Origin of the sequence: Micromonospora sp. GCM10011542 (assembly GCF_042650685.1) — a bacterium.
Taxonomy (GTDB): domain Bacteria; phylum Actinomycetota; class Actinomycetes; order Mycobacteriales; family Micromonosporaceae; genus Micromonospora.
In genome coordinates this window covers 447,200-473,336 of the sequence record NZ_JBHSBO010000058.1, presented here as the reverse complement: position 1 = coordinate 473,336, position 26,137 = coordinate 447,200, and the positions used below count along the sequence as shown (strand labels likewise).

Sequence of the window (26,137 nt, the reverse complement as noted above, 5' to 3'; positions counted from 1 at the left end):
GCACGTCTGGGCCGCCATAGCCTGACCCATGCTCGCTCCACATCGACAGACATGTACTCTGACCAGCCAATTTGGGGTGGCACGGCCGGTCGTCTCGGTGGCCGGACATCGGCGCAGAGGGTGGCGGTCGGCCAAGATCGGGCCGCAGGTCCCTGCGTGAGCTTGGCCGAGAGTCGTCCTGCAGCGGTATTTGCCCAGCTCGGCCGCATGCTCGGCGGTCCGAGGCGAAACCTGACTGGCACGGAGCCGCCGTTTGAGATGTTGCAGCTCGGGTGGGGTGGACGCGGAGGCGGCCAACGCCTGACCGTCTGTACGGTATGGACATAGCTTCAGATCCGGGGTGACCGCGGCGGATGCCGTATTGACGCAGGCGACATAACCGGCGGGCGGCGTCTTGACGAGATTCGGCACGTGGTGCGGATCGTGCAGGGGCCCGGACTACTCGGGCGGTAGAGGCTCCAGCCCGTTCGCCGGCACCGGATCCGGACACCCCGGCCCAGCTCAAAGGCAATCCGGTGAGTTCCCCACCGCGGATAATGCCGGCCCAGCTCACACACCATGCAGGCGAGGACCGCCCCCGATACCGCTGCTCCACGATCGACAACACCACCAGCGCCAATCCCGGTCTCCTTAGCCCGCGTTGTCCGCAACCATCACGCGATGAGGAGGCCGAATATCGATATACACCGCCGCCTACTGACAGCCGTGGGACAGGGTGGAGACGGCCAGGAAGGTGCGCGGGTCAAACCGGGTCGTCCAGGGCTGGCCTGCCTCGGTGCGGACCTCAATCTCGTGGTCGCTCAGGAATCGAGCGGTGCTGAAGGTGCCCTCGGAGCCAAGTCCATCGAATGGCGTGGCGAAGCATGCGAGGTCCTGATTGGCCTCCCGACTCCTCAGCCCCGCCCGCGACCGGATACGTAAGACATCAAAGCCGGTCATAAATTCGGGGTAGTGCAGCAGGACCACCTCGAACGAACCGCCTGAGGAAAGGGCTACAACTCTGCTATCCCCGTCTGGCTCCATGCCGTAGAGCGACGGCCCCAAAAACTCGACGCCGCTACAGGCCGCCATCAACGCCAAGACGGTCGCGACCACAGCCGCTGCCCGCGCGAGTGCTGGCCGCAGAACGAGCCACGCCGCGACGCCGAGCAGCACCGATGCGGCGAACAGCACAGCCGCCACGACTGACGAGCGGCCGAACGGCATGAGGTGTACGTAGTGCCACGGATTGCGCCAGGCAACGAGCACGGCTGGCACCGCAACGACGACCAGGCCGGTGAGCACGATTGCCATCACCCGCCGACGGACGATGTTCATCGGTCGTTGCTCGATCCCCCGCTCGATCACTCGCTCATCGTGATTGGTCGCCCAGGCCCCAGCTACCCCCAAGCCGTGTCACCCGGGTCCTGATACCGAGTTGTCACGCAAGTCCCGAGACCGGACCGGCCGGCTGCCGGCGTTTGGACGCTCCGATCTTCTGTCAAGGGGCTGCCTGCGGTGTCTCGGATCGAGTCTGGGTGACGGCGGCGTAGGTGACGCTTCCGAGCAGGACGCCGAGTCCGGCGAACGAGATGCCGTCCCAAGGCTGCGGTAGCCACCCCTTCAGCAGCACGGCAGCAGCAAGGGCGGCCGGCACCGCAGTCAGCAACGCTGCGCCGAGCGCCCAGCTTGAACGCCGGTCATTCTGGCCGTGCAGGAAGGTCAACGCACCGAGAATCGCGAGCAAGCCGTCGGAATAGATCCATGAGAAGGCCAGGACGAGGAGAGCTCCGAGTGCCAGGCCAACGGCCGAACGCCGGAGAGCAGTGCGGAGCGACACAACTCCCTGCTGAGAGGCCTCCCCTCGGCCATCCAGGGGGCGCTTCATCGAGACCCACTGTCACGGGGTGAGGTCCCCATCGTTGCCTTGTATTCGTCCTCGGTCAGTAGCGGTGGCACCCGGCAAGGATGCCTGGCCCAAAGGCTCGGACGCGAGCAGGCGAAACGTCTCACGGGCGATGTAGCGCTTGAGGCAGCGCATGATCTTGGTCTTCAGGGTTCACGTCCCAGGCCCCAACCAGCAGGGGCAGCCGAACGGCCATTGACCGCCCGCCGGCCGTCTGCTTGGCTGCGTCGGAGTTGACCTTGCAGGTCTGAATCTCTCATCGCACTGGAGAATGTATGTCCCCCGTTGATGCCATCAAATCCGTCCTCTCCCAGTACGCCGGCTTTGGCGGTCGAGCTCGCCGGTCCGAATACTGGTGGTTCTTCCTCTTCACCCTGATCCTCAGCGGCGTCGCCGCAGTTCTGGACGGCGCGCTAGGGACCGACATCGGGTCGGATCCCAGCTCTACCGGCGTCATCGGGATCATCGTCAGCTTGGCCCTGCTACTGCCGGGCCTGGCCGTTGCCGTGCGGCGACTTCACGACACCGACCACTCGGGCTGGTGGCTGTTGATCGGACTCGTGCCTCTCGTGGGGGGCATCGTCCTGCTCGTGTTCTTCGCCAAGGACGGCACGCGGGGAGGTAACCGGTACGGCGCCGACCCGAAGGACGCTCCGCAGGCCACCGCCCCCAGCATGGCCTGACAGGGCCCATCGAGTGGCTGCTCGCTAGAGCTGAGCCAGCCCAGGAAGCCCATGCCGGCGGTGACAGCGCACGACTGTCGCCGCCGGCGCCACTCATCGGTCTTCGGCCAGCGAGCAAATGTGGCCACGCCAGTGCCAGAGGCAGCAACAAAGCAGCAAGCCCTTTTTGATGCAGGCCGCTACTACGCATCAGAGGACGCTTGGCGCCAGGTACGGATCAGCGCCGCCCGGCATCCACCGACACATAACGGCAGTGTGGGTCCAGCTCCGTCAGCGGGGTCGAAGCTCCGTCTCGACCTGGTCGCCGCACAGAAGTACAGCAACCCACCCCACCGTCGCAGCCGACCGGCTAAAGCTCGCGACTTGCGTAGAGGACCGCCGTCTTAGCGGTCGAGATCGCGCCACGGTTGCAGCGTCGACCTTGCGGGGTATCGGCCCACCCACCAGGCCAAACGCCGTCATCGAAAAGGGGCCAGTGTTGCCCGGATGGCTAGTTGACCTTGACCGAGCGGCCTGAGCATGATCAACAACAGCTGAGTGACGCGGAGGGGAGGAGGTGATGCGTGATGTCGAGCGTGATTCGTAGTGCTTCGCCGATCGCCAAGATGTTCTGGTGGACCATGGTGATCTTCACCTGTGGGATTTGGGCGCTGGTGCGGGGACGGCCGCGCTAGACGCTGCCCGTGCGGGGCGAGGGTGACGTGGTGGGCACCGGGGTGGACCAGTGTCCACTTGCTGCCCGCCCCGCGGGTTCAAATCTTGCTGCCGCCGCTCGTGAATGCGAGAACGCCCGGCCGATCCTGTCGGATTGGCTGGGCGTTCCGGTTCTGGCCCCGGTAGTACAAGATCCGGAACACGCGCGGAACGTTCGAGGGCAAGCCGGGTATGAGTCGGGTCATTTGGCCTGGTAGACCGACGTGGCCAGTCGCGGGCGCTAGCCACTTCCTAAACCGTGTGTCGCAGGTTCGAATCCTGCCGGGGGCACCAGGTCAGAGCCTTGATCACGATCATTGATCCGCCTTCCGGGGCTTACGTCCCGTTGCGTGGCCGATCGCCTCGCCATCTTCGTCCTGCTCGCGTCCAGGTGTTGAGCGGCCTCCCGGCCATCGACGGCACGGGCGTCGTGACGGGTCGTGACGCTAGGCCGCTCTGATCTTGTTCCACTCCCAAGACCGCTCTGGACCCTTGACGGTCACCGTGGGACGTAGCCGTTTGCAGAGTGGACCACCAAGCGGAAGCCCATCGGCACCCGCTGGTGACGAGGCAGGCCGAGCACTCTGAAGTCGACCGCAAGGTCATCAAAGAAGACCCCTGATCCGGGAGCCATCTCCACGTCCGGGATCGTGATCGTAACGAAGACCGGCAGCTCCATGCCCGCGGCTACCGTGGTCGAGCGGAAGGGTGCCGCCGCAGCCGGGTCGAACCCGACGGCAGTGGCCTCATCGGCGCGGTTTACCGCCAGGCGGGCGATCTTGAACACCTGCTGATCCGCAGGACCGTCATTGATGCCGGTGATCGTCACCGGCCACGGACCGGGATTGCGGATCGACGCGCCGAACGTGACCTGCCTTCCCGGATTGAAGGCGAACCGCACCTCCGTCCTCGGCCCTTCCGTGCGGGACTCGGCGTCAGCCCCGTGCCACCACGAGCTGCCGTGATCGAGGCGATGGCCGATGGTGGCCGACAGATACCCAGCGCACAGTGCGATAGCCAGCATCGCGGCAACCAGGAGCCGCCAGCGGGGCCTCAGAGGGGGCGTCCGCAGAAGACGAGCATCGGGCATGGCAGGTCGGCGGCGGCCCTCCCTTCTGGTAGTGCCCGCACTGGCGGCTGGAGGATCGGCGACGGCAGGCATGGCGGGCCGGAGCGCCAACGTCATGACCGCGCACGCTACAACGGACATTCGCCAGGCGCTGCCCGCCCCCAACGGAGTTCTGCTGGCGCTTCACCGGCTGCACCGTTAGTCGTAGAGCTCAGGCCGCCACAGAGTCTCTTCTCTGCGATCCACCCCGGCGGAGCCTGAAGCAACGGATGATCTCGTAACCGGCGGGATCGCCTCCTGGTCAGGCGGTGCCGTAATCGCTGGATGCCCTCAGGGAGACGGATGCAGACCCAGAGCAGGGCCAGCGATGCCGCAAGGGTGACCAGGTCGATGCACACGAGGCTGCCAAGCGGACTCACCGGCGGCTTCTTGATGACAGCGGGACGGAGAATCGGCAAGCAGGCACGAGCATGATCGTGCCACGGCACGAATGCTGAGTGACCAACTGAGTGACGAGCGGGGCCGACGTCAGCGGACAGCCATCCTCCTGGCGCGGCTGCAGTAATCGAGCCGGGGCCGTTGCGAGGCTCCACCTCGTCGCCGGCGGGACCTAAGCTCACGGGATGTCCCGCCCCGCCAGGATGCGGCTATCTGTCGGCCACCCGCTCGCGATGAGGGTGCTCCTCAGTTGCGTGGGGTTGATTCCGGTGGTCTGCGCGGCGTTTCTGCTGCTCGTGGGTGCCCTCACGTGGACAGCCCTGCGGGGGCCATGGTGGATGCGGGCGATTGAGGGCGTGTTCCTCTATGGGGTGCTGCTCATCGGGATTTACGTTCTTTGCGCCAGCGCGTACTTCGCGTTTGCGCATGCCACATATCGCGGTTGGCTTCGGGGGACGGCCCTGACACTGCTCATCGCCTATCGGAAGAAACAGGTCGACCTCAGCCTCGCCACGGTCCGCTACGACGACCGATCGTCGGTCTTGACTGCCACTGACCCGAGGTCCGGTACGGAGTTGACGCTGAACATCGACGCGTTCGGGGATGCCATGCTTCCGGCCACCCAGTTGACCGCGCTGGCCAACGCGATCTCCGCCGGCCGATCAGAAAACGAGACCCAGCAGGCTGCCTTCGCTGTGGCACGCAGGCTGCGCACTCTCGCCAGGGTGGCGAGCGGGTCAGGTCCCGCCCTGGCTGCTCCTCGACCCGAAGGCACCCGTTCACAGCCCACAGGTGGGTGACGAGCTATCTGAGCAGGGAACGGGCGCCGTCCTCGACACGAGCAGCGGCAACGGCTGGCCGGCCGTGCCGGTCGCCGGGCGAGGCGAGGACCCGGTCGAGCAGGTTCCGCGTGGCTTGCTGGAGTCGCTCGTCGGCGAACCCCTCGGCCTGCAGCGCTGCCGTCCACCCCATTGTGCCGGCGGCGAAGACCCAGGCGCCCGACGGCGCTTGATAGAGCGTCGTGTCTGAGTTCTGCGTCTTGCCCTTGCGGCGGTACGGGGATCTGGCGAGCACCGTGTGTTCCCGTGGCGACGGTACGGTGACGCCGGGCATCACCTGGTCCGCCTCGCCCCACACGACGCGGGGGATTGTGTCGCCGTCCCGCAGCCCGGTACCCGCCCAGAACCAGTGCTTGCTGTCCTGGACCACCAGGTCCGCGTAGCCGTCGACCACGCTCACGTACTGCGCCCCGATCAGTGACTGCTCCGGACTTCCGGCGCGACGCCACTGGGTCATCAGGGGAACACGTCCGTCCGAGAACTTCATGGTCTTCGAGCAGGCCACGGTGCGTTCGTCCGGTTGTCCGTCCGCTGCCCCGTAGCGGATACGCCAGTAGCAGTTGTTGGCGCTGAGAAAGACGAGGCTGGTCCCGCTGTCTCGGGCTGCCGCCACCCTTCGGCGCATCTCCACGGTCCAGTACTCGTCATGGCCGCAGAAGATCACCGCCCGGTACCGGGCCGGATCCACCCGTCCGCGGTCCAGGTCTTCGCTCGTGGCGTAGCTGACGTCGGCGCCGATCCGCTCGATCCACTGTGCGAAGCCGATGTCACGGTCCGCGAGGGCGGGCAGTCCGGTGTTGCCGTAGGGCCGGTCGTGGCTGACCGCCGCCGAGCGAAGCGTGGGGATCTTCTGGCGGGATGGGTCGAAGCCGTAGTAGAGGTTCGCCCCGGTGCTTCCATCTTCCGGCCACATGTTGTACGCCTGGTAGGTGCTGGTCGGCACGATCACCAACCCGGCCGCGGCGGGCTCCGGCTCACGCACCAGGAAGGGAACCCACCGGCACCAGCCCTCCGCGCTGGTCAGCAATGCCAGGTGGTAGCCGCTCACCCAACTCCGGTCCACCCGTAGCCGCCACCCGGGCGCCCAGTCGCAGCGCACCATCCCGGTCTCCGGGTCCACGCTGGGTGCCTGCTGCGTACGCCCAGGCAGCCAGGGACTCGCCGTGATCAGGCGTGCGCCCATCCCGTCGTAGTGGCCGAGTCGGTATACCTGAATTCGGTACTCCTGAGCCGGAGCGACCGACACGTGGAAATCCAGGTCCTCGCCAGGAGCCACACTCGTCGCCGAGGCGTATCCGGCGATCTGAGCCTGCTTGTCGTCGCCGAACCGCTGGTTCGCGATGCTGAAGCCCCTGGTGCCGGCTCGGGAGTTCTCCCGCGTCACCGCGCGCGATCCCAGGGACGGTTGCGGACCGGGCCTCGCCGGGGTCGCGGCCTGATCCCCCGCGTAGTAGGGGTCGAACTCCGGCACGGAGGAGGAAGCCCGAGTGAGCAGGCGTGCCGCACCATATCCCGCCACAGCCAGCGCTCCACTGACCCCGAAGACAGTGAACGCGGCGCGGCGCGACCAGCGGGATCCGGCCGGCCTGACATCATCTTTATTGGTCACGCAACTCGCCTCCTCTCTCCCAGGTGCTTCTTCCCTTGGTCACATCCGTGCCCGAGACCGAAGTTGGGCGGAAGCCAGGCGGAAGTTGGGCCAGTGATCCATTTCGGGCACCGCCGTCACAGGATCGGTCTGCCCGCCTCAACCACGCCGCACGATGCCAGAGCGCTACCACCGGCCGCAGCCCCGTAGGCCTCCGAGGGAAAAAATTGTCGGTATGACGACAGCAGGGCGAAGAGCCTCGTCGGTTCAGGGTGGTCGATGATCCTGACCGCTCAATCAATGATCTTCGCTGTAACGAGATTCCCGGCAAATGCGCTGCAGCGGCACCGCGCGCACATTCCCACGTGCGGGAATAGGCTCCGAAACATCGAGGGCCGGCACCATGGCGGCCATCCCGTGCCGGTGTCCGGATGCGGATCGAGGGGGTCGCGTCCGGCCTCGGTGCGGGTCGCCGTGGTGCCCGTCCGGGGCCCGGGGCGGCGCACGGGAATGAGGGCGGCGTCAGAGCCAGAGCGGTGGCCGGCGGGACCATCGCCGGCCACCGCCACCGCTCACCCGGGAAGCTGCTCGGCCCGGGTGACCACCTCGTCGACCAGGCCGTACTCGCGAGCCTGCTCGGCCGTGAACCAACGGTCCCGGTCCCAGTCGCGCTGGATCTCGTCCAGCGTCCGTCCACTGTGTTGGGCGGTCAGCTCCTGCATGGTGCGCTTGACGTGCAGCATGTTCTCGGCCTGGATGGTGATGTCCGAGGCCGTGCCGCCCATTCCGCCCGACGGCTGGTGCATCATGATCCGCGAGTGCGGCAGTGCGTACCGCTTGCCGGCCGCGCCCGCGCAGAGCAGGAACTGCCCCATCGATCCGGCGAAGCCGAGCGCCAGGGTGGCCACGTCGTTGCGGACGTACCGCATCGTGTCGTAGACCGCCATGCCCGCGCTGACCGAGCCGCCAGGCGAGTTGATGTAGAGGTAGATGTCCCGCTCGGCGTTCTCGGCGGCGAGCAGCAGGATCTGCGCGCAGATCTGGTTGGCCGATTCCTCGGTCACCTCGCTGCCGAGGAAGACGATCCGCTCCCGCAGCAGCCGTTCGAAGACCTGGTCGCCGAAGGACGGCTGCCCGCCGTCCAGCATCCGCACACCGTAGGAGATCATCGCGTCCGCCTTCCACCGCGCCGGCGGGCGGCGGGACCGCCCGGGGGACCGGCCCCTCCAGCGTGCGCGCGGCGGTCGTCGCGGCCCAGGGATTCTGCCGGCGGCAGATCCGCCCAGGGCAGAACCCGGCCGGCCTACACCGCGGTCAGCCGCCGCCGGCCCGCCCGGGCCCGGCGGCGGGCCAGCAGCCTGGAGGTACGCGGACCGGGGCGCCCGGCGGGCGCGGAGGCGATCAGCCGGACCCGCAGCTCCGCCCCGCCGACGGTCGACCCGACGGGCGACGCCGGACCGCCGACGTGCAGGATCGGCCCGCCCAGCCGCAGCACCGGCCCGGCCGGGTGGCGGACGGTGGTCGGGGCGGCGGCCACGGGCGACGCCGCCTCGGCCAGGTGGTCGAGGGCGGTGGGAGATGCGGCCACGGGCGGCGTCGCCTCGGCCGGTTGGAAGCCGATCCGGAGCGTCGGCCCGGTCTCGTCGCGCGTCGACGGCACCCGCTCCAGCCGGGCCAGGGCCGCCCGGGGCGCGGCCGGGATGCGCCGTTCGACCCGGCGCAGGTCGTCGCGGGCCTCCTCGAGCAGGTCGGAGAGGTGGATGCCGAGCGCCCGGCAGATCGCCGCGAGGACCTCCGAGGAGGCCTCCTTGCGGCCGCGCTCGACCTCGGACAGGTAGGGCACGGAGACCCCGGCCGACTCGGCCACCTCGCGCAGCGTGCGGCCCTGGCCCTGGCGCAGCCGGCGCAGCACCCCGCCGATCACTCGTCGCAGCAACGACATGCGGGCCTCACTCTCGCGGTCGTCGTCCGGGTCACCCCCATCATGCCCGTTCCCGCCGGTCCGGGCCGACCCTGCGGGCCCGCGCCGTCCGACGGCGCGGGCCCGTCGCCCTCAGCGGAGCAGGTGGGTGTGCCAGGTGGCCGGCTCGGGCACCAGCCGCACCGTACGGAACAGCGCCCGGGTGCCGCCGGCGGGCAGCAGCGCGTCGTCGTTGATCGTCACGGTCGCCCCGCCGACGTCGTAGACGGTCAGCGACTCGTTGCCGCGCAGCCCGCCGAACTTCGCCCGATGCCCGTCGACCGTCGTGTTCGGGTCGACGTTCGCCTTGTCGAAGGGGTCGGTGACGGACCGGTAGCGGGAGACAGCGACGGTGAGCGTGCGGGCCCGCTGCCGGCCGGGTTCCGCGCTGGCCGGCTCCGGGGACCACGTCGTGTTCGCGTACCAGGACCCCGGCTGCTCCAGTGACTCGGTGACGTCGACCGTGATCGGGCGTAGTCCGGCCGGAACTCCGGTCACCGTTCCCGGCAGCGGGACCGGGTCGTCGCCGAAGCGCAGCGAACGGGCCACCCGGGCGGCCGTCGCCGTCACGTCCCCCGTGCCGCCGTACAGGCGCAGCTGCGCCCAGCCGTCCGGGGCGTACCGCCAGCGCAGGATCGCCTCCGGAGCATCCGCGCCCGTGTAGGTGACGACGGTGCTGGTCGAGCCGTTCAGGACGGGGCCGACGGCGGTGCCGCGCACGGTGGCCGGTTCGCCGCTGTCCCGTTGGGGCGCCGGTGGCTGCACCTGCTTCGGGCGTGCGCAGGGTCGCCAGCCCCTTGGCGGCCTGGCTCTTCACCGTGCCCGTCGAGCAGTCCATGGCTCGGGCGGTCTCCTCGACGCTGAGGTCCTGGAAGTAGCGCAGCACCAGCACGGCCCGTTGCCGGGGCGGGACCTGGCGCAGCGCGCCCACGAGCGTGATCCGGTCGGTGGGGTCGGTGCCGCTCGCCGCCCGTTCGGGCTGCGCGGCGCCGAGCCGAACCCGGGACCAGCGCAGGCGACGCTCGTCGATCAGCCGCCGCAGCAGCATGGTGCGGACGAGGGCATCCAGGTGGTCGGCCCGGCGCGCCCGCGCCCAGTTGCGGTACAGGTCGGTGAGGACCCGTTGCAGGATGTCGTCGCCCCGGTCCCAGTCCCCGCACATGAGGTACGCCGTCCGTCGCCACTGGACCATCCGGGACCGGACGTACCCGGTGTACTCGTCGTCGGCTCCGGCGGCCCGTTCGCCGCTTGTCGTCACGAGGGTCGTACCCCCTCTGTCTGCCGGCCTTGACCGGTTCGTCGCTGTCAACGGGTAGTCGGGTGCGGGGTGGCCGCGGGCTGTCCGCATCGACCACCCGGGGGTGCGGATCGCGCCGTACCCGCTATGTTGTGGGCGTGCAGGCGACGGTGGCGGAGCAGGTTCGACGGTGATCCATTTTCCCGCGCAGCGCAGGGGCCCGCTGAGCGCCCTGAGCCTTCGGCTGGCCGCGGCCCTGGGTCTGGTCTTCGCCGTGGTCGCGGTGGTCTACCTGGACCGGGACGGCTACCGCGACGTCAACGAGGACGGCCTCACCCTGCTCGACTGCTTCTACTACGCGGTCGTCACCCTCTCCACCACCGGGTACGGCGACATCACCCCGTTCGCGCCGTCGGCTCGGCTGGTGAACGTCCTCTTCGTCACTCCCGCCCGGGTGCTCTTCCTGATCATCCTGGTCGGCACCACCCTGGAAGTCCTGACCGAGCAGTACCGGACCGGCCGTCGCCTGTCGCGGTGGAGGAGAAGCGTGAAGGACCACGTCATCATCTGCGGCTACGGCACGAAGGGCCGCAGCGCGGTCTCGGCTCTGCTCGAGAACGGTCTGGACCGGTCCCGGATCGTGGTGGTGGAGCGCAACGGCGCCGCCCTGCGGGGAGCCACCGCCGCCGGGCTGGTGGCCATCGAGGGCTCGGCGACCCGGTCGTCCGTGCTCAACGAGGCGCACGTGAAGACGGCGAAGGCCGTGATCATCGCGACCGACAGCGACGACGCCTCGGTGCTGGTGGCGCTGACCGTGCGGCAACTCACCGCCGGGCAGGTACGGATCATCGCCGCGGCCCGTGAGGCGGAGAACGCCCCACTGCTCAAGCAGAGCGGCGCGCACCACGTGATCGTCTCCTCGGCCACCGCCGGCCGGCTGCTGGGCCTGTCCACCTCGGCACCGCCCCTGATCGACGTGGTGGAGGACCTGCTCACCCCGGGTCAGGGCATGGCGCTGGCCATGCGCTCGGCCGAGCGGAACGAGGTGGGGCGTTCGCCGCGCGAGCTGGAATCGCTGGTGATCGCCCTGGTCCGGCGGGGCAAGGTGGTCACGCTGGCCGACCGGGCCGGCGCGGTGATCGAGACCGGCGACATGCTGGTGCACGTCCGCGACGACCGGCCGACGTCCACGACGGCGGTCTGACCCGCCCGTCCAGATCCGGCGGTCCGTCGCCGGCTACGGCGTCCTGATCCGGTCCTCCCGGCTGCGTCAGCAGGAGGTGTCGGGCGGTGTCTCCTCGCGGACCGCCTCGCCACAGGAGATCGGCCCGGTGGTGGCCCGCCGGAGCAACTCGTAGAGCGTCTCCCGCTCGGTGGGCTCCAGCGCTCCCAACACCTCGTTCTCGGCACCGGCCAGGGCGCACTCCGCCTCGCTGAGGCGCTTCGCACCGTCGTCGGTGAGCTCGACGACGTGTCGCCGACGGTCCTCGGGGGAGCGGCGTCGCTCGATCAGCCGCTCCGCCTCCAGGTCGTTGAGCAGCCCCACGATGTTGGTGCCGTCCATTTCCAAGGTGCTGGCAAGCGCCTGCTGGCTGATTCCGCCGCCGGCGCGCAGCACGGTGAGCGCCACCAGGTGTCGCGGACGCAGGCCCAGCGGTGCCAGCACCGACTCCGACCGCAGCCGCATCCGTCGCGCCAGATGGTCCAGCAGCGCCCCGGAACGGTGCTCCGAAGGGTCGAGCGGGGCGGCGGACATGTGACCCACTCTACCGATCCGAGGAAACATCTGCCTGCTATAAATAGTTGGTGCTACACAGACGATCCTTGGAGGAGAAATAATGCCACACCTGTTGCACATCGACTCGAGCATCCAGGGAGAGCAGTCGGTCAGCCGGCGGCTCACCGCCCGCGCGGCGGCCACCTGGCGCGCGGCACACCCCGACGGCACGGTGACCTACCGCGATCTGGGCGCCGAGCCGCTGCCGCACCTGGACGCGGCGGGCGGTCTGGCCCGGATGGTGCCGGCCGAGCAGCACACCCCGGCGCAGCGCGAGTCGTGGGAGCTGAGCGAGCGGCTGGTGCACGAGATCAAGCAGGCCGACGTCGTCCTGCTCGGGCTCCCGCTCTACAACTACAGCGCGCCGAGCAGCGTCAAGTCCTGGGTCGACCACCTGATCGCGCCGGGGCTTGCCTACGACCCGGAGACCCGGGCCGGCCTCCTCGGTGACCGGGAGTTCATCGTGCTGGCCACCCGGGGTGGCGGCTACGGCGAGGGCACGCCGCGCAACGGCTGGGACCACGCCGAGCCCTGGCTGCCGCACGGCCTGTCCACCACCGGGCTGCAGCCGCGCTTCATCGCCACCGAGCTGACCCTCGCGCCGGTCGTCCCGGCGATGGCCGAGTTGATCCCGCTGCACGAGGCGAGCCTTGCGGCGGCCGAGAAGGAGATCGACAACCTCTGGGCGCCGGCCGACGCCCAGCGCTGAGCCACGCTACGACGAGAGCGGCCGTCCCCGGTAGGGAACGGCCGCTCTCGACGCTGCGGTACGGGTTACATGATCGTCCAGGTGTCGCCGCTGCCGAGCAGGCCGGCGAGCTGCTGCTCGGGAGTCTCGGTGACCTTCGCCTTGGCGGCCGCGAGCTGCTCCTGCACCACGCTGTCGTAGGACGGCCGGTCCACCGAGCGGAACACCCCGATCGGGGTGTTGCGCAGGTCCAGACCGGGCAGTCGGGACAGCGCGAAGGCGTACGCCGGGTCGGCGACCGTCGCGTCGTGCACGACGATCTCCTCCGGTCGCACCGAGGCGGTCTCCCGTACCTCCAGGCCGAACCCGCCGGGCGGGTGCACCACGCAGAACTGCCCGGTCGCACCGAACGTGATCGGCTGCCCGTGCTCCAGCCGGATCAGGTAGTCGTCGCGGGTGGCCGGCTCCTTGAGCTGGTCGAATGCGCCGTCGTTGAAGATGTTGCAGTTCTGGTAGATCTCCACGAACGCGGAGCCCTGGTGCTCGGCGGCGGCCCGCAGCACCGACTGCAGGTGCTTGCGGTCGGAGTCGATGGTGCGGCCGACGAAGCTCGCCTCGGCGCCGAGCGCGAGCGAGAGCGGGTTGAACGGGGCGTCCGCCGAGCCGGCCGGCGTCGACTTGGTGACCTTGCCGACCTCGGAGGTGGGCGAGTACTGCCCCTTGGTCAGACCGTAGATCCGGTTGTTGAACAGCAGGATCTTGAGGTTGACGTTGCGCCGCAGCGCGTGGATCAGGTGGTTGCCGCCGATGGAGAGCGCGTCACCGTCACCCGTGACCACCCACACCGACAGGTCCGGCCGGGACACCGACAGGCCGGTGGCGATCGCCGGCGCGCGGCCGTGGATCGAGTGCATCCCGTAGGTGTTCATGTAGTACGGGAATCGCGACGAGCAGCCGATCCCGGAGACGAAGACGGTCCGCTCGCGGGGAATGTTCAGCTCCGGCATGAACTGCTGGATGGCGGCCAGGATCGCGTAGTCACCGCAGCCGGGGCACCAGCGCACCTCCTGGTCGGACTTGAAGTCCTTGGCGGTGAGCTTGAGGGCGACGGGCTCAGACATTCTTCAGGACCTCTTCCAGCGTCGTCTCCAGCTCCGCTGCCGTGAACGGCAGGCCGCGGACCTGGTTGTAGCTGATCGCGTCGACCAGGTAGCGGGCCCGGATGACGTGGGCGAGCTGGCCCAGGTTCATCTCCGGGATGACCACCCGGTCGTAGGAGCGCAGCACCTCGCCGAGGTTGGCCGGCATCGGGGCCAGGTGCCGCAGGTGCGCCTGGGCGATGGACAGGCCACGCTGACGCAGCCCCCGGCACGCCGCGCCGATCGGGCCGTACGTCGAGCCCCAGCCGAGCACCAGCACCCGGGCGTCGCCGTCGGGGTCCTCGACCTCGATGTCCGGCACCGGGATGGTCTCGATCCGGGCGGCCCGCGTACGCACCATGAAGTCGTGGTTCGCCGGGTCGTACGAGATGTCGCCGGTCTTGTCGGCCTTCTCCAGCCCGCCGATCCGGTGCTCCAGCCCCGGCGTGCCCGGGATCGCCCACGGCCGGGCCAGGGTCTCCGGGTCGCGCAGGTAGGGCAGGAACGTGGTGCCGTCCTCGCCGTTGGGCTTGGCGGCGAACTCCACCCGCAGGTCCGGCAGCGACTCGACGTCGGGCAGCAGCCACGGCTCCGAGCCGTTGGCGACGTAGTTGTCCGACAGCAGGATCACCGGGGTGCGGTAGGTCAGCGCGATCCGGGCGGCCTCCAGCGCGGCGAAGAAGCAGTCCGACGGCGACCTGGGCGCGATCACCGCGACCGGAGCCTCGCCGTGCCGGCCGTAGAGCGCCATGTTGAGGTCGGCCTGCTCGGTCTTGGTCGGCATGCCGGTCGACGGGCCGGCCCGCTGCACGTCCACGATGACCAGCGGCAGCTCCAGCGCCACGGCGAGGGAGATCGTCTCGCTCTTCAGCGCCACACCCGGTCCGCTGGTGGTGGTCACGCCCAGCGAGCCGCCGTACGACGCGCCCAGCGCGGCGCCCACCGCGGCGATCTCGTCCTCCGCCTGCATGGTGAGCACACCGAAGCGCTTGTGCTTGCTCAGCTCGTGCAGGATGTCCGAGGCCGGCGTGATCGGGTACGCGCCGAGGAAGACCGGCAGCCCCGAGCGCACGCCGGCGGCGACCAGGCCCAGCGAGAGCGCGGCGTTGCCGGTGATGTTGCGGTAGGTGCCGGGCTGCATCTTGGCCGGCTTGACCTCGTAGCGGACCGCGAAGTCCTCGGTGGTCTCGCCGAAGTTCCAGCCGGCCCGGAACGCCGCCACGTTCGCCTCGACCAGCTCCGGACGCGCCGCGAACTTGCGCTCCAGGAAGCGCAGCGTCGACTCGTACGGCCGGGAGTACATCCACGAGAGCAGACCGAGGGCGAACATGTTCTTCGACCGCTCGGCGTCCTTCTTCGACACCGCGTGCGCGGCCAGCGCGCCGATGGTCATCGAGGTCAGCGCCACCGGGTGCACCACGTACCCGGCCAGCGAGTCGTCGTCCAGTGGGCTGACCTGGTAGCCGACCTTGGCCAGGTTGCGCTTGGTGAACTCGTCGGTGTTGACGATGATGTCCGCGCCGCGCGGCAGGTCGGCCAGGTTGGCCTTGAGAGCCGCCGGGTTCATCGCCACCAGCACGTTCGGCGCGTCACCCGGGGTCAGGATGTCGTAGTCGGCGAAGTGCACCTGGAAGCTCGACACGCCGGGCAGGGTGCCGGCGGGCGCCCGGATCTCGGCGGGGAAGTTGGGCAGCGTGGAGATGTCGTTGCCGAGCTGGGCCGTCTCCGAGGTGAACCGGTCGCCGGTCAGCTGCATGCCGTCGCCCGAGTCACCGGCGAACCGGATGACCACCCGGTCGAGTTGACGGATCTGCTTGGTCACGCCTGCACCTCGCTTCGCTGCGCGCGCTCGCGCGGGCGGCTGAACATGATGGTGACCTCGCCTTGCCCGGTCACGGGACCTCCTTGACGCACCGGTGTACCGCACCGCCCCAGGGTGGTCCGGTCCGCTGTCGTTCCTCACCTGAGAGCCTACGTCGCACAGGCCCCCCGTCCTCCCCGGAGGTCCGTGGACCGGGACCGGATCGGGTCGACGAATGCACCGTTTTACACCGTTTCGCCGTGCCCGCCGTAATCCAGATCACCGACCCCGGGCCTCCGGAGACCGCCAAGCGCCCACGACCGCCGGCGCTGGGCCGGCGGTCGCGGGTGGCGCGGCGGGATGCCGGCCGGCCGGTCGGTCGGTCGGTGCGGGCCGGTCAGTCGGTGGCGGCCGTGGTCGGCCCCGGGGCCGGGTCGGCGAGACGGCGCCGTAGCGAGGTGGTGGCCAGCGTGAGAGCCAGCACCACGAGCAGCGCGGAGACGGCGATCAGGATGATGGCGGTGCGCTGGACCGAGCTCATCCGGTCGCCGTCACCGGCGCCGCCGCCGGCGAGCACGCCCTGGGAGCCGGTCGGCGCCGGAGGGGAGGCCACCGGGGTGGCGAGCGCCGCCGCCGCGGTGATCCGGAAGCTCATCTGCACCTGCCGGGCCGGGCCGCTGCGCGGGTCGAGCTGGGCGATCGCGGCGCCGGACAGCGGGGCCTCCCGCTGGGCCTGCGGGGTCGCCTCCACCGGCAGCCGCAGCTCGACGGCCTTCCCGGCGGCAACCGTGCCCGCGTCGCACCGGGTGCGGGTCGGGTCCACCCCCACGCACCCCGCCGGCGGGACGGGCACGCGCACCCCGGCCGGCAGGACCACCTCGACCCGGCCGGCGGCGTCCACCTTGCCGGTGTTGCCGAGCCGGACGGCGAGTGTGCTCGCGCCACCGCTGATGTCGAAGGCCACCTCGTCGGCCGCCAGCGAGATGCCGGGCACCGGCGGGCCGGGCGGGAAGAGCACCGCGAAGCCCTGGTCGTCGGTGGCCGTGCCGGCCACCCCGGGCGCCGTCGCGGTGACCCGTGCCGACCCGCTCAGCGGCATCTGCCGCCAGGCGTTGCCGGCGACCCGCAGCCGGATCAGGGTGCTGAACCTGGCCCCCGCCGGGGCCGTCCAGGCACCGCAGCGGTACGCGCCCGCTCCCGTGGCGGCGCAGCCCTTCGTCCCGGTGTCGGTCAGGCCGGCGGGCAGCGTGTAGGAGAGCCTTATCCGCTCGGCCGTGGTGCCGGTGTTGGTCACCGTGACCCGCAGCGTGGTGGGGGTGCTGGCCGCGTTCCAGTACGCCCCGGAGAGGGTGACGTCCTCGGTGGTGATCTGCACACCGAGCGGGTTCGGCGCCGGGGCGTTCGGCCCCGGCGCGGGCGGCGGAACCGGCGGTGCCGGGGGCGCCGGGGGCGCTGCGGTGGGCGCCCGGGTGGTGGTGCCCGGAGCGGGAGCGGTGGTGGTCGGCACCGGGACGCTTGGTGGAGTGGTCGGCGCGGCGGGTGGAGTCGTCACCGGTGGGGGTGCGGTGGTCTCCGGTGCCGGCTCGGTCGGCGACGGGCTGACGGTCGGCTCCTCGGTCGGCGTGGGCTCGGCCGAGGTGGGCTCGATCTCCGGGGGGTCCGGCTCGGTCACCGGGTCGGTGGCCGCCGCGATCGGACTGGCGTCCGGCACCGCCGCGCTCGCCAGGGCCGGCCCGACGGCCATGGCCGCGAGCATGCCGACCGCGAGGGAGGTCGCCAGCAGGGGCGCGTTCCGCCGCCCCGGTGCCCGGGTGCCGGGCGGTACGTCCAGGCGGGCCATCTGTCCTCCGCTGACAATGGGTGAGGGTCCAATATTCGTAACAGTTGCCCCAGAGCACTAGTCCCATCGGGAAACGAATCCGTAACGTGTTCGATACGACCGCTCCGGCGGGGGCGGTAGGCTGCCGAACGTGACCGGTTACCTGGGCTCGTACGCGACGCTCGGGCTGCTTCTGCTCGCCAGCGTTCTCTTCTTCCTTACGGCGTTCTCGGCCAACCGGGTGTTACGCCCTGCCCGTCCGGCTGATCCGCCGGGCAAGCGGACCGCCTATGAGTGCGGGCTCGACCCGGTGGGCGGGGACTGGGCGCAGATGCAGATCCGCTACTACGTCTACGCCTACCTGTACGTCCTGTTCGCGGTGGAGGCGGTGTTCCTCTTCCCCTGGGCGGTGGTGTTCGACCGGCCGGGCTTCGGCCTGGTCACCGTGGTGGAGATGGCGATCTTCGTGGCGGTCCTGGCGCTCGGCATCCTCTACGCCTGGCGGAGGAACATCCTGCGCTGGACCTGACCCCCGCACCGGTCAGGCAAGCCCCCGGCGGGTCACCGCGGGCGGACGGTCGCCCCGGATCGCCGCGACCAGGTCCAGCACCCGACGGGTCGGGCGTACCTGGTGCGCCCGGAACACGCGCGCCCCCAGCCAGGCCGAGACCGCCGTCGCGGCGAGCGTGCCCTCCAACCGCTCGGCCACCGGCAGGTCCAGCGTCTCGCCGATGAAGTCCTTGTTGGACAGCGCCACCAGCAGCGGCCAGCCGGTGGCCGTCAGCTCGTCCAGCCTGCGGGTGATCTCCAGCGAGTGCCGGGTGTTCTTGCCGAAGTCGTGTGCCGGGTCGATGAGGATCCCGTCGGGGCGTACCCCGAGGGCCACCGCGCGCTCGGCGAGCCCGGTCACCGTCGCGATGACGTCGGCCACCACGTCGTCGAAGGCGGCCCGGTGCGGCCGGGTCCGTGGGGCCAGCCCGCCGGCGTGCGAGCAGACCAGGCCAGCGCCGGTCTGCGCGGCGACCTGCGCCAGCGCCGGGTCGGCGCCCGACCAGGTGTCGTTGAGCAGGTCGGCGCCGGCCGCGACGGCCTCCACCGCCACCTCCGCCCGCCACGTGTCGATCGAGATCACCACCTGCGGGAACGCGGCCCGCACCGCGGCGATGGTGTCCACGGTGCGCCGGATCTCCTCGGCGACGTCCACGTCGGCGCCGGGTCCGGCCTTCACCCCGCCGATGTCGATGATCTCGGCGCCCTCGTCCACCGCCCGTTCCACCGCGCGCAGCGCACTGTCGGCGGCGAAGGTGGATCCCCGGTCGAAGAACGAGTCCGGCGTCCGGTTGACGATCGCCATCACCACCAGCTCACCCGGGGCGAACGTCCGCCCACCCAGCCGAAGCGCCCCGGCCATGCCCGCCTCCCGAGAGTCCGTACCGTCGACCGCCCCGCCGGCCGGTCCCGACGCTAGCCCCTCGACCCGGGACGGCACCGGGCGGGCGGCGGAGCCGATCGGGACCGGTCGAGTGGTGGGCTCGCTCCGGGCCGGTCCGACGTGCCACGATCACTGCATGGGTCAGCTTCTGCTCCTGGTGGTCGTGGCGTTGACCGTCGCGGCGGTGGTGTTCGGTGTGACGGTGCTGGTCACCGGCCAGGATCCCGGCCTCGCGCCCGCCGAGCCGGACGGTCGCGCCGTACCGCTGCCGGGCACCCGGCCGCTGCGCGAGTCCGACGTGGGTGAGGTCCGTTTCGACACCGCGCTGCGCGGGTACCGGATGGCCCAGGTCGATCAGGCGATGCGTCGGGCCGCCTACGACATCGGCTACAAGTCCGAACTGATCGGCGTGCTGGAGGCGGAGGTCACCGCGTTGCGCGAGGGTCGGACCGCCGATGCCGAGGCGCTGCGCCGGGCCCGGGAGCAGGCGGCTGACGCCACCGCGCCGCAGGAGCCGGCCACCCCCGTGGAGGCCGGGACCGACACGGGGTCCACGTCCTCGTCGGTCGACCCGGAGGCTGTCGCCCCGGTGGGCGACGAGCCGAGCGCCGGCCAACCGCTCGACGACGAGCCGGCGGCCGGGAAGCACGGCACGGTCGTCCGGTCGGAGTCAGCGTGAACGGTCGGGACGGCGCCGACGATTTCCGCGAGGCCGCCCAACCGGGTGCCGGCGAGGTGACCGCCTCGGTCGTCGTCAACGCCCCCGCGGAGCGGGTCTTCGCCGCGCTGCTCGCCTGGGAACGTCAGTCCGACTGGATCCCGTTCACCACCGTGAAGGTGGTCGAGGGTGACGGGCGCGAGGGCAGCCTGATCGAGGCGGTCACCACCATCGGTCCGGCCGTGCTGCGCGACGAGATGCGTGTGACCCGGGTGGACCAGCCGTACGAAATCGGCGTGGTGCACTGCGGCCGGCTGTTACGCGGCCCGGGCGTGCTGCGCTGCACCCAGATGGAACGCGACCGCACCCAGGTGGTCTGGCACGAATGGTTCCACCTCCCGGGTGGCCCGGCCGGCCGGGTGGCCTGGCCGCTGCTCTGGCCCGGCTCGAAGGTCAGCCTCACCCAGGCGCTGAAGAAGTTCGGTCGGCTCGTCGAGCAGGGCCGGCTGCCCTGAGCGGACGCCGTCAGGTGGCGGGGGTGACCGACGCCGCCGGGCCGGACGCTGCGGTCTCCGGCAGCCGCCCGGTGTCCGGGGCGGCGTCGGCCGGTCGCCAGCCCGGTGAGCGGAACAGGTGCCCGGCCCGCTGCCGCCAGCCCACGGCGGCGCGCAGGTCGCGGGCGATCGAGGCGTACTCGTGGAAGGCCACCCGCAGCGGGTTGTAGCTGGCGATGTTCTTGGTCAGCCCGTACCGGCAGCGCTCCCGCTCGGCGGCGAACGAGCCGAAGAGCCGGTCCCACACGATCAGGATGCCGCCGAAGTTGCGGTCCAGGTATCCGCCCTGCGAGGCGTGGTGCACCCGGTGGTGCGACGGGGTGTTGAAGACCGCCTCGTACCAGCGGGGGAGCTTGTCGATCCGCTCGGTGTGGATCCAGAACTGGTACAGCAGGTTGACTGAGCCACAGAAGGCCACCACCGCCGGGTGCACACCGGCCAGGATCAGCGGGATGTAGAAGACCCAGCTGGTCAGACCGGTCCACGGCTGGCGCAGCGCGGTGGAGAGGTTGAACCGCTGCGACGAGTGGTGCACCACGTGCGAGGCCCAGAGGATCCGGATCACGTGGTGCCCCCGGTGCGACCAGTAGTAGCAGAAATCCTGGGCGAGCAGGATCAGCGGCCAGCTCCACCAGACCTCGGCCACCCGCAGCGGGGTGAGCGCGTAGAGCAGCGCGTACGCGGCGGCGATCGGCACCTTCCAGAGCAGGTCGGTGAAGACGCTGCCCAGCCCCATCGCCATGCTCGTCGCGGTGTCGGCACCGCCGTAGCCGACCTCGTCGTCGTCGCGGTGCAGCAGGTACGAGACCCGCTCCAGCACGATCAGCAACAGGAACGCCGGGATCGACCAGGCGATGACGTCGGGGAACTCCTTCATCGCGCCGCCTCCACTCGCCGTTCCCGGTCGGGAGACCGGGCGGTGACCCCGACCTACCGGTCGGTAACCAGCACCATAGGCAGCCCGGCGGCCACTGGCAATGGGGTGTCGGGGGGTTGGCCTAGCGTGAGGGGGTGACTGACCTGGTGATCGGCGCCGACGGGCTGCCGCGCTGTGCCTGGGGGGCGAGCACCCCCGACTACGCCGTCTACCACGACACCGAGTGGGGCCGGCCGCTGCACGGCGACGACGCGCTCTACGAGCGGATGACCCTGGAGGCGTTCCAGTCCGGCCTGTCCTGGCTGACCATCCTGCGCAAGCGTCCGGCGTTCCGGCTGGCCTTCGACGAGTTCCACATCCCGACCGTCGCCGGCTACGGCGAGGCCGACGTGACCCGCCTGCTCGCCGATGCCGGCATCGTCCGCAACCGGGCCAAGATCGAAGCGGCCATCGCCAACGCGCGTGCGGCGCTGGAGCTGCCCGACGGCCTCTCCGCGCTGCTCTGGTCGTACGCGCCGGCGCCCCGGCCGACCCGCCCCACCTCGTTTGCCGAGGTCGCGGCGATCACCCCGGAGTCGACCGCGATGGCCAAGGCGCTCAAAAAGCGCGGCTTCCGCTTCGTCGGCCCCACCACGGCGTACGCGCTGATGCAGGCCACCGGGATGGTCGACGACCACCTCGCCGGCTGTCACGTCACGGTCCCGCCGACGGCGTGATGGGATGTCAGACATGACGACCGAGACCGCGCACCGGGCCGGCGGGACCGGCCGCACCGATCCGACGGGCACCTGGGCGGTGCTGCTGCCGGCGGAGCGGTACGAGGCCGAGCGGCTCGTGCACCACGACACGCTGGAGCTGACCGGGCTGACCGAGGTGGGCCGACCCGCACCGGGTGACCGGGTGGCGGTGCTCGCCGACACGCCACCCCGGCTGGTGGCGCTCGGCCGGGTCACCGCACCGGTCCAGCGGCACCGGGAGGACCCGGACGACCCGCAGTCTCCGGTCGAGCCGGCGACGCTGGTCGTCGCGTACACCCGGCGGGCCTTCGACGAGCCGGTCCCGGCCGACCGGCTGTCGCTCGACGGGCCGGTCACCGCGCTCGACCCGGCGGCCTTCCGGGAGCTGGCCGACCGGCTCGGTCCGCCGCCGCTGCGGCGCACCTGGCTGGTCAGCCTCGACCTGCCGATCGAGGCCGGCACCCCGGCCGAGGCGGTCCGGCTGTTCTGGTCCTACGTGCAGGAGCTGGGCCCCCGGGAGCTGCCCGCCTTCGTCTCCCCGTCCGGCGACGAGCTGGCCATGCAGGCGTTCGTGCTGGGCGCTGAGGCCAACCAGGACCCGGAGGAGGACGACTGACCACACCGGCCCGGTGCGCGGGCCGCGGTTCAGTGTCCCTCGAAGACCGGCTTCTGTTTGGCGACGAAGGCCATGGTGGCCGCCCGGTGGTCGGCGGTGGCACCACAGATCGACTGCGCCTGCGCCTCGGCCGCTAGGGCGTCGGCGAGGGTGCCCGCGTCGGCGATGGAGAGCTGCCGCTTGATCGCCCCGTACGCCACGGTCGGGCCGGCGGCGAGCCGGGCGGCGAGTTCCTGCGCGGTGGGCAGCACCTTCTCGTCGTCGTCCACCAGCCGGTTGAGCAGCCCCAGCCGGCAGGCCTCCTCGGCGCGTACCGGCTCGGCCAGCAGCAGCAGCTCCACCGCCTTGGCGTGCCCGACCAGCCGGGGCAGCGTCCAGGACGCGCCGGTGTCGGCCGCCAGGCCGACCTTGGCGAAGGCCATCAGGAAGCTGGTGGTCGGCCCGCCAATCCGGATGTCGGCGAGGAAGGCCAGCGACGCGCCCGCGCCGGCGGCCATCCCGCGCACCGCGGCGACCACCGGCTTGGGCAGGTTGGCCAGCCGGGCGGCGATCGGGTTGTAGTGCGCCCGCACGGTGTCCAGCGGGTTGCCGGTGCCCGACTCCAGGGTCGACACGTGCTCGCGCAGGTCCTGCCCGGCGCTGAACGACCCGCCCGCGCCGGCCAGCACCACGGCCCGGCAGGACCGGTCGGTCTCCAGCTCGGCCAGGGTGTCGCGCAGCGCCTCCTTGAGCGCCACGTCGAGGGCGTTCATCGCCGTCGGGCGGTTCAGCGTGAGGGTGACGACGGCGTCGGTCCGGTCGACCAGCAGCGGCTCGGTCACGTGTTCAACGACCCTTCTGTCGGGCGATGCGGTTGCCGGCGTCGAGACAGTGCTCGACGTACCGGTCGGCGGCCGGACGCAGGCGGGCCGCGTGCCGGTCGAAGAAGCTGGCCGCGGCGGTGCCGGGCCAACGCTCGGGCAGCAGCGCCGGGGGCAGCTGCGGGTCCCGGAACAGGAAGGTACGCCACGCGTGCACGAGCCGGAACCGGGCCGCGTACGCCTCCTCGTCGGTGCTGCGCACGGTCACCCCGGCCAGCAGCGGGCGCTGTTCGGCGACGAACCGCTCGTAGGCGCGGCCGATCTCGGCCAGGTCCCAGGCTCGGCGGACCACGCCCATCGCGCCGGGGGTGCCGGCGGCGTGCGAGGCGGTGAACCGTTCGAACCGGACGCCGGCCTCGGCGAGCAGCAGGTCGACGTCCTCGCCCGGCCGGGTGGCCACCCAGGTCTGCTCGTCGAGCGTGCCGTAGCCGAGGAAGCTCAGGTTGGCGGCGAGCCGCTGCCGTTCCCGCCGCGACGGCGGGGCCTCCAGGACGAGCAGGTCGAACCGCCCGTCCCAGCTGACCCGGCCGGTCCGGTAGATCCGCGCCGCCGCCTCGTCCAGTCGCCGGGCGGCTTTCGGTGTGATCGAATATCCGGGTCCGGACACCAACCGGAGCGGGTCGAGCCAGCCCTGGCGCACCATCCGGGAGACGGCCGTCCGCACGGCCGGTGGCGCGATACCCAACGGCGCCAGAAGCTTGACCAGGGCGGCGACCGGTGCGCGGCCACCCCGCGGTCGGAGGTGGTCGCCGTACAGGTCGAAGAGTGCCGACCGTGCCTGCATGACCGCACATTGTGACAGGCCTTCTCAAGATAAGCTAGATGCTGTTACATCAATGCTGCTCCGGTTTGGGTCCGGCGGTGTTCATCAGGGAAAATCGTTTATCGACACCCCCGCGACGGTTGCGGGTGGTCGTGACGAAGTGGCTGTGGGGCAACCCACCGACCCTGGTGTAGGTCTGAGGGGAGACAACATGGCGGCGATGAAGCCGCGGACGGGCGACGGTCCGCTGGAAGTCACCAAGGAGGGTCGGGGCATCGTCATGCGGGTCCCGCTGGAGGGCGGTGGCCGGCTCGTCGTCGAGATGACTCCCGACGAGGCCAACGCGCTCGGTGACGCGCTGAAGGCAGCCGCCGGCTGAGCGACAGGCGCTCCGCTCGGCGTACGCCGCGCGGGACGTTCGTCGGACCCTGAGCCACCGGCCCTGCCGGTGGCTCAGGGTCTTCATCCGTGCGGAACGCGGGCCGAGCCCCGTTCCGCGATCTTTCCTGGAGGTACGGTCCCGCGTGCTCGCCATCCGTCTGGTAGCCGAGCCTGACCGGCTCGACACTCTCGTCTTGCCCGTTCGACCGGCCGGAACGGCGGTGGGCGGCGACGCCCCGGCCGTGCCGATCGCGCCCGCGACCGTGCTGCCCGACGGTGTCGCCGACGAGGCCGCGACGCTGGTCCCGGCCGCGCGGTCGACGGGGCGGGCCGGCGAGGTCCGCACCCACCTGCGTCCGGGGCGTACCCCGGGCGTGCTCGTCCTGATCGGAGTCGGCCAGGGCGGCGAGAGCGACTGGCGGCGGGCCGGTGCCGCGTTGGCCCGCGCCACGGCAGATGAGACGCACATCACCATCGCGCTCCCGGCGGACGTCGCCCCGGCCGCCGTCCGGGGGCTCTGCGAGGGGCTGCTGCTCGCCTCGTACCGGTTCCGGCTCACGGACGCCGACGACGCGCCCGCGCTCGCCGGAGCCGACCTGCTGGTGGCCGATCCCGAATCCCACCTGGCCGCGGTCGAGACCGCACGGACCACCGCCCGGATGACCCGGCTGGCCCGCGACCTGACCAACACTCCCTCCTCGATGAAGAACCCCGAGTGGTTCGCCGCTCAGGTGGCCGCCGCGACCGCCGGGGTGCCGGACCTGCACCTGCGGGTACGCGAGCCGGCGGAACTGGCCGCCGAGGGTTTCGGCGGCATCCTCGCCGTCGGCGGCGGCTCGGCCAGCGGCCCCCGCCTGGTCGAGATGGACTGGCACCCGGCCGGTGCGCGCACCCACGTGGTGCTCGTCGGCAAGGGCATCACCTTCGACACCGGTGGCATCTCCATCAAGCCGGTGTCGGCGATGAAGCTGATGCGCAAGGACATGGGCGGCGCGGCGGCGGTCGTCGCCGCCACCCTCGGCGCGGCCGCGCTGCGGCTGCCGGTACGGGTGACCACGCTGGCCCCGCTGGCCGAGAACATGGTCAGCGGCTCGGCGTTCCGTCCCGGCGACATCGTCCGGCACTACGGCGGGACGACCAGCGAGACGACCAACTCCGACGCCGAGGGCCGGTTGGTGCTCGCCGACGCGATCGCGTACGCCGTCCGGGAGCTCAAGCCCGACCTGCTGCTCGACCTGGCCACCCTGACCGGGGCGAACGCCGTGGCGCTGGGCAAGCGCACCGCCGCCCTCTACAGCGAGAACGACCAGTTGGCCGCCGACGTGCTGGCGGCGGTCGAGGCGGCCGGTGAGCGGGCCTGGCGGTTGCCGCTGCCCGCCGACTACGTCGACTATCTCGGCAGCGAGCTGGCCGACCTGTACAGCGCTCCGACGCAGGGCGCCGGGTCGGTGGTGGCCGCGCTCTACCTGCGCGAGTTCACGGGCGAGCTGCGCGACCGCTGGCTGCACCTGGACATGTCCGCCCCGTCCTGGGCCGACGGCGACGACGCGGAACTCACCCGGGGCGCGACCGGGTGGGGCGTGCGCTCACTGCTGCGCTGGCTGGCCACCCTCGGCTGACCCGCCGCCTGGTCGACCCGGCCG

Annotated in this window: 26 protein-coding genes and 1 pseudogene; 11 read left to right on the top strand and 16 right to left on the bottom strand. The window is 71.1% G+C overall.

The features are described from left to right. Positions 1 to 693: 693 nt before the first annotated feature. Entirely contained in the window at positions 694 to 1,347 is a 654-nt protein-coding gene (locus ACFOW4_RS22990) for a hypothetical protein (protein ID WP_377531033.1), read from the bottom strand. A 133-nt stretch (positions 1,348 to 1,480) separates the two neighbouring features. After that, on the bottom strand, positions 1,481 to 1,726 hold the full coding sequence (locus ACFOW4_RS22985; protein ID WP_377531030.1) for a hypothetical protein: 246 nt from the start codon (positions 1,724 to 1,726) through the stop codon (positions 1,481 to 1,483). 434 nt (positions 1,727 to 2,160) lie between these two features. Between ACFOW4_RS22985 and ACFOW4_RS22980 the strand changes: the two genes are divergently transcribed. Next, positions 2,161 to 2,568, top strand: a complete 408-nt coding sequence (locus tag ACFOW4_RS22980; RefSeq protein ID WP_377531028.1) for a DUF805 domain-containing protein — start codon at positions 2,161 to 2,163, stop codon at positions 2,566 to 2,568. A gap of 1,192 nt (positions 2,569 to 3,760) precedes the next feature. Here the strand turns inward: ACFOW4_RS22980 and ACFOW4_RS22975 are convergent. Continuing rightward, positions 3,761 to 4,285, bottom strand: coding sequence for a hypothetical protein (locus ACFOW4_RS22975; protein ID WP_377531026.1), 525 nt, complete (start codon positions 4,283 to 4,285; stop codon positions 3,761 to 3,763). Between the two features lie 668 nt (positions 4,286 to 4,953). Here ACFOW4_RS22975 and ACFOW4_RS22970 point away from each other — a divergent pair. Next, the gene (locus ACFOW4_RS22970) at positions 4,954 to 5,568 is read left to right on the top strand and encodes a hypothetical protein (protein ID WP_377531023.1); all 615 of its coding nucleotides are present in this window, start codon (positions 4,954 to 4,956) and stop codon (positions 5,566 to 5,568) included. 4 nt (positions 5,569 to 5,572) lie between these two features. Here the strand turns inward: ACFOW4_RS22970 and ACFOW4_RS22965 are convergent, their stop codons facing one another. The 5 genes and pseudogenes from ACFOW4_RS22965 to ACFOW4_RS22945 form a co-directional block, all read right to left on the bottom strand. Then, entirely contained in the window at positions 5,573 to 6,991 is a 1,419-nt protein-coding gene (locus ACFOW4_RS22965) for a N,N-dimethylformamidase beta subunit family domain-containing protein (RefSeq protein WP_377531021.1), read from the bottom strand. A gap of 776 nt (positions 6,992 to 7,767) precedes the next feature. Beyond that, positions 7,768 to 8,364, bottom strand: coding sequence for an ATP-dependent Clp protease proteolytic subunit (locus ACFOW4_RS22960; RefSeq protein WP_377531018.1), 597 nt, complete (start codon positions 8,362 to 8,364; stop codon positions 7,768 to 7,770). Between the two features lie 134 nt (positions 8,365 to 8,498). Beyond that, positions 8,499 to 9,137, bottom strand: a complete 639-nt coding sequence (locus ACFOW4_RS22955; protein ID WP_377531016.1) for a helix-turn-helix domain-containing protein — start codon at positions 9,135 to 9,137, stop codon at positions 8,499 to 8,501. A 111-nt stretch (positions 9,138 to 9,248) separates the two neighbouring features. Next, a complete protein-coding gene (locus tag ACFOW4_RS22950; protein ID WP_377531013.1) occupies positions 9,249 to 9,920 on the bottom strand; it encodes a hypothetical protein in 672 nt (223 codons plus the stop codon). Positions 9,921 to 9,942: 22 nt separating this feature from the next. Next, positions 9,943 to 10,317 (bottom strand): annotated as a pseudogene (locus ACFOW4_RS22945) (sigma-70 family RNA polymerase sigma factor); the annotation flags it as partial. A 265-nt stretch (positions 10,318 to 10,582) separates the two neighbouring features. Between ACFOW4_RS22945 and ACFOW4_RS22940 the strand changes: the two are divergent. Then, positions 10,583 to 11,596: a potassium channel family protein gene (locus tag ACFOW4_RS22940; protein WP_377531011.1), complete on the top strand. Its 1,014-nt coding sequence runs from the start codon at positions 10,583 to 10,585 to the stop codon at positions 11,594 to 11,596. Between the two features lie 66 nt (positions 11,597 to 11,662). Here ACFOW4_RS22940 and ACFOW4_RS22935 read toward each other — a convergent pair whose 3' ends face one another. Beyond that, positions 11,663 to 12,148, bottom strand: a complete 486-nt coding sequence (locus ACFOW4_RS22935; RefSeq protein WP_377531008.1) for a MarR family winged helix-turn-helix transcriptional regulator — start codon at positions 12,146 to 12,148, stop codon at positions 11,663 to 11,665. A gap of 82 nt (positions 12,149 to 12,230) precedes the next feature. Between ACFOW4_RS22935 and ACFOW4_RS22930 the strand changes: the two genes are divergently transcribed. Next, positions 12,231 to 12,878: an FMN-dependent NADH-azoreductase gene (locus tag ACFOW4_RS22930; protein WP_377531005.1), complete on the top strand. Its 648-nt coding sequence runs from the start codon at positions 12,231 to 12,233 to the stop codon at positions 12,876 to 12,878. A gap of 65 nt (positions 12,879 to 12,943) precedes the next feature. On the opposite strand, the gene ACFOW4_RS22925 is transcribed toward ACFOW4_RS22930, so the two are convergent. The 3 genes from ACFOW4_RS22925 to ACFOW4_RS22915 form a co-directional block, all read right to left on the bottom strand. Next, positions 12,944 to 13,978 (bottom strand): 2-oxoacid:ferredoxin oxidoreductase subunit beta, encoded by a 1,035-nt coding sequence (locus ACFOW4_RS22925; RefSeq protein ID WP_377531004.1) that lies wholly within the window; start codon positions 13,976 to 13,978, stop codon positions 12,944 to 12,946. Beyond that, a complete protein-coding gene (locus tag ACFOW4_RS22920; RefSeq protein ID WP_377531001.1) occupies positions 13,971 to 15,818 on the bottom strand; it encodes a 2-oxoacid:acceptor oxidoreductase subunit alpha in 1,848 nt (615 codons plus the stop codon). The genes ACFOW4_RS22925 and ACFOW4_RS22920 overlap by 8 nt, the downstream gene beginning before the upstream one ends. Before the next feature lie 376 nt (positions 15,819 to 16,194). Further along, complete coding sequence (locus ACFOW4_RS22915; protein ID WP_377531000.1) at positions 16,195 to 17,637, bottom strand: hypothetical protein; 1,443 nt, start codon at positions 17,635 to 17,637, stop codon at positions 16,195 to 16,197. 130 nt (positions 17,638 to 17,767) lie between these two features. On the opposite strand from ACFOW4_RS22915, the gene ndhC reads away from it, so the two are divergent. Continuing rightward, a complete protein-coding gene (ndhC, locus tag ACFOW4_RS22910; RefSeq protein WP_377530997.1) occupies positions 17,768 to 18,145 on the top strand; it encodes an NADH-quinone oxidoreductase subunit A in 378 nt (125 codons plus the stop codon). Positions 18,146 to 18,157: 12 nt separating this feature from the next. Here ndhC and folP read toward each other — a convergent pair whose 3' ends face one another. Beyond that, positions 18,158 to 19,027: a dihydropteroate synthase gene (folP, locus tag ACFOW4_RS22905; RefSeq protein WP_377530994.1), complete on the bottom strand. Its 870-nt coding sequence runs from the start codon at positions 19,025 to 19,027 to the stop codon at positions 18,158 to 18,160. A gap of 157 nt (positions 19,028 to 19,184) precedes the next feature. Here folP and ACFOW4_RS22900 point away from each other — a divergent pair, with 157 nt between their 5' ends. Both ACFOW4_RS22900 and ACFOW4_RS22895 read left to right on the top strand, forming a co-directional pair. Next, positions 19,185 to 19,727 carry a DivIVA domain-containing protein gene (locus ACFOW4_RS22900; RefSeq protein WP_377530993.1) on the top strand — a complete coding sequence of 181 codons (543 nt, stop codon included), beginning with the start codon at positions 19,185 to 19,187 and terminating at the stop codon, positions 19,725 to 19,727. Continuing rightward, complete coding sequence (locus tag ACFOW4_RS22895) at positions 19,724 to 20,221, top strand: SRPBCC family protein (protein ID WP_377530990.1); 498 nt, start codon at positions 19,724 to 19,726, stop codon at positions 20,219 to 20,221. The genes ACFOW4_RS22900 and ACFOW4_RS22895 overlap by 4 nt, the downstream gene beginning before the upstream one ends. Before the next feature lie 10 nt (positions 20,222 to 20,231). Here ACFOW4_RS22895 and ACFOW4_RS22890 read toward each other — a convergent pair whose 3' ends face one another. Next, positions 20,232 to 21,137 (bottom strand): sterol desaturase family protein, encoded by a 906-nt coding sequence (locus tag ACFOW4_RS22890; protein ID WP_377530987.1) that lies wholly within the window; start codon positions 21,135 to 21,137, stop codon positions 20,232 to 20,234. A gap of 134 nt (positions 21,138 to 21,271) precedes the next feature. Between ACFOW4_RS22890 and ACFOW4_RS22885 the strand changes: the two genes are divergently transcribed. Next, on the top strand, positions 21,272 to 21,853 hold the full coding sequence (locus ACFOW4_RS22885) for a DNA-3-methyladenine glycosylase I (protein WP_377530985.1): 582 nt from the start codon (positions 21,272 to 21,274) through the stop codon (positions 21,851 to 21,853). A gap of 13 nt (positions 21,854 to 21,866) precedes the next feature. Further along, positions 21,867 to 22,490, top strand: coding sequence for a hypothetical protein (locus ACFOW4_RS22880; RefSeq protein ID WP_377530983.1), 624 nt, complete (start codon positions 21,867 to 21,869; stop codon positions 22,488 to 22,490). 29 nt (positions 22,491 to 22,519) lie between these two features. Here ACFOW4_RS22880 and ACFOW4_RS22875 read toward each other — a convergent pair whose 3' ends face one another. Next, entirely contained in the window at positions 22,520 to 23,311 is a 792-nt protein-coding gene (locus ACFOW4_RS22875) for an enoyl-CoA hydratase/isomerase family protein (protein WP_377530980.1), read from the bottom strand. A gap of 4 nt (positions 23,312 to 23,315) precedes the next feature. After that, positions 23,316 to 24,134, bottom strand: coding sequence for a PaaX family transcriptional regulator C-terminal domain-containing protein (locus ACFOW4_RS22870; RefSeq protein ID WP_377530978.1), 819 nt, complete (start codon positions 24,132 to 24,134; stop codon positions 23,316 to 23,318). A 190-nt stretch (positions 24,135 to 24,324) separates the two neighbouring features. Here ACFOW4_RS22870 and ACFOW4_RS22865 point away from each other — a divergent pair, with 190 nt between their 5' ends. Together ACFOW4_RS22865 and ACFOW4_RS22860 are read left to right on the top strand one after the other, a co-directional pair. Then, complete coding sequence (locus ACFOW4_RS22865) at positions 24,325 to 24,492, top strand: DUF3117 domain-containing protein (RefSeq protein ID WP_007455245.1); 168 nt, start codon at positions 24,325 to 24,327, stop codon at positions 24,490 to 24,492. Between the two features lie 145 nt (positions 24,493 to 24,637). Then, on the top strand, positions 24,638 to 26,113 hold the full coding sequence (locus tag ACFOW4_RS22860; protein WP_377530976.1) for a leucyl aminopeptidase family protein: 1,476 nt from the start codon (positions 24,638 to 24,640) through the stop codon (positions 26,111 to 26,113). Positions 26,114 to 26,137: the final 24 nt, after the last annotated feature.

Bases quoted from the DNA above. Each gene is read 5' to 3' on its own strand.
- ACFOW4_RS22960 (WP_377531018.1), bottom strand. From the start codon at position 8,364: ATGATCTCCTACGGTGTGCGGATGCTGGACGGCGGGCAGCCGTCCTTC.
- folP (WP_377530994.1), bottom strand. From the start codon at position 19,027: ATGGCCGGGGCGCTTCGGCTGGGTGGGCGGACGTTCGCCCCGGGTGAG.
- ACFOW4_RS22890 (WP_377530987.1), bottom strand. From the start codon at position 21,137: ATGAAGGAGTTCCCCGACGTCATCGCCTGGTCGATCCCGGCGTTCCTG.
- ACFOW4_RS22900 (WP_377530993.1), top strand. From the start codon at position 19,185: ATGGGTCAGCTTCTGCTCCTGGTGGTCGTGGCGTTGACCGTCGCGGCG.
- ACFOW4_RS22880 (WP_377530983.1), top strand. From the start codon at position 21,867: ATGACGACCGAGACCGCGCACCGGGCCGGCGGGACCGGCCGCACCGAT.
- ACFOW4_RS22970 (WP_377531023.1), top strand. From the start codon at position 4,954: ATGTCCCGCCCCGCCAGGATGCGGCTATCTGTCGGCCACCCGCTCGCG.
- ACFOW4_RS22870 (WP_377530978.1), bottom strand. From the start codon at position 24,134: ATGCAGGCACGGTCGGCACTCTTCGACCTGTACGGCGACCACCTCCGA.
- ACFOW4_RS22930 (WP_377531005.1), top strand. From the start codon at position 12,231: ATGCCACACCTGTTGCACATCGACTCGAGCATCCAGGGAGAGCAGTCG.
- ACFOW4_RS22865 (WP_007455245.1), top strand. From the start codon at position 24,325: ATGGCGGCGATGAAGCCGCGGACGGGCGACGGTCCGCTGGAAGTCACC.
- ACFOW4_RS22975 (WP_377531026.1), bottom strand. From the start codon at position 4,285: ATGCTGGCTATCGCACTGTGCGCTGGGTATCTGTCGGCCACCATCGGC.
- ACFOW4_RS22935 (WP_377531008.1), bottom strand. From the start codon at position 12,148: ATGTCCGCCGCCCCGCTCGACCCTTCGGAGCACCGTTCCGGGGCGCTG.
- ACFOW4_RS22915 (WP_377531000.1), bottom strand. From the start codon at position 17,637: ATGGCCCGCCTGGACGTACCGCCCGGCACCCGGGCACCGGGGCGGCGG.
- ACFOW4_RS22955 (WP_377531016.1), bottom strand. From the start codon at position 9,137: ATGTCGTTGCTGCGACGAGTGATCGGCGGGGTGCTGCGCCGGCTGCGC.
- ACFOW4_RS22980 (WP_377531028.1), top strand. From the start codon at position 2,161: ATGTCCCCCGTTGATGCCATCAAATCCGTCCTCTCCCAGTACGCCGGC.
- ACFOW4_RS22925 (WP_377531004.1), bottom strand. From the start codon at position 13,978: ATGTCTGAGCCCGTCGCCCTCAAGCTCACCGCCAAGGACTTCAAGTCC.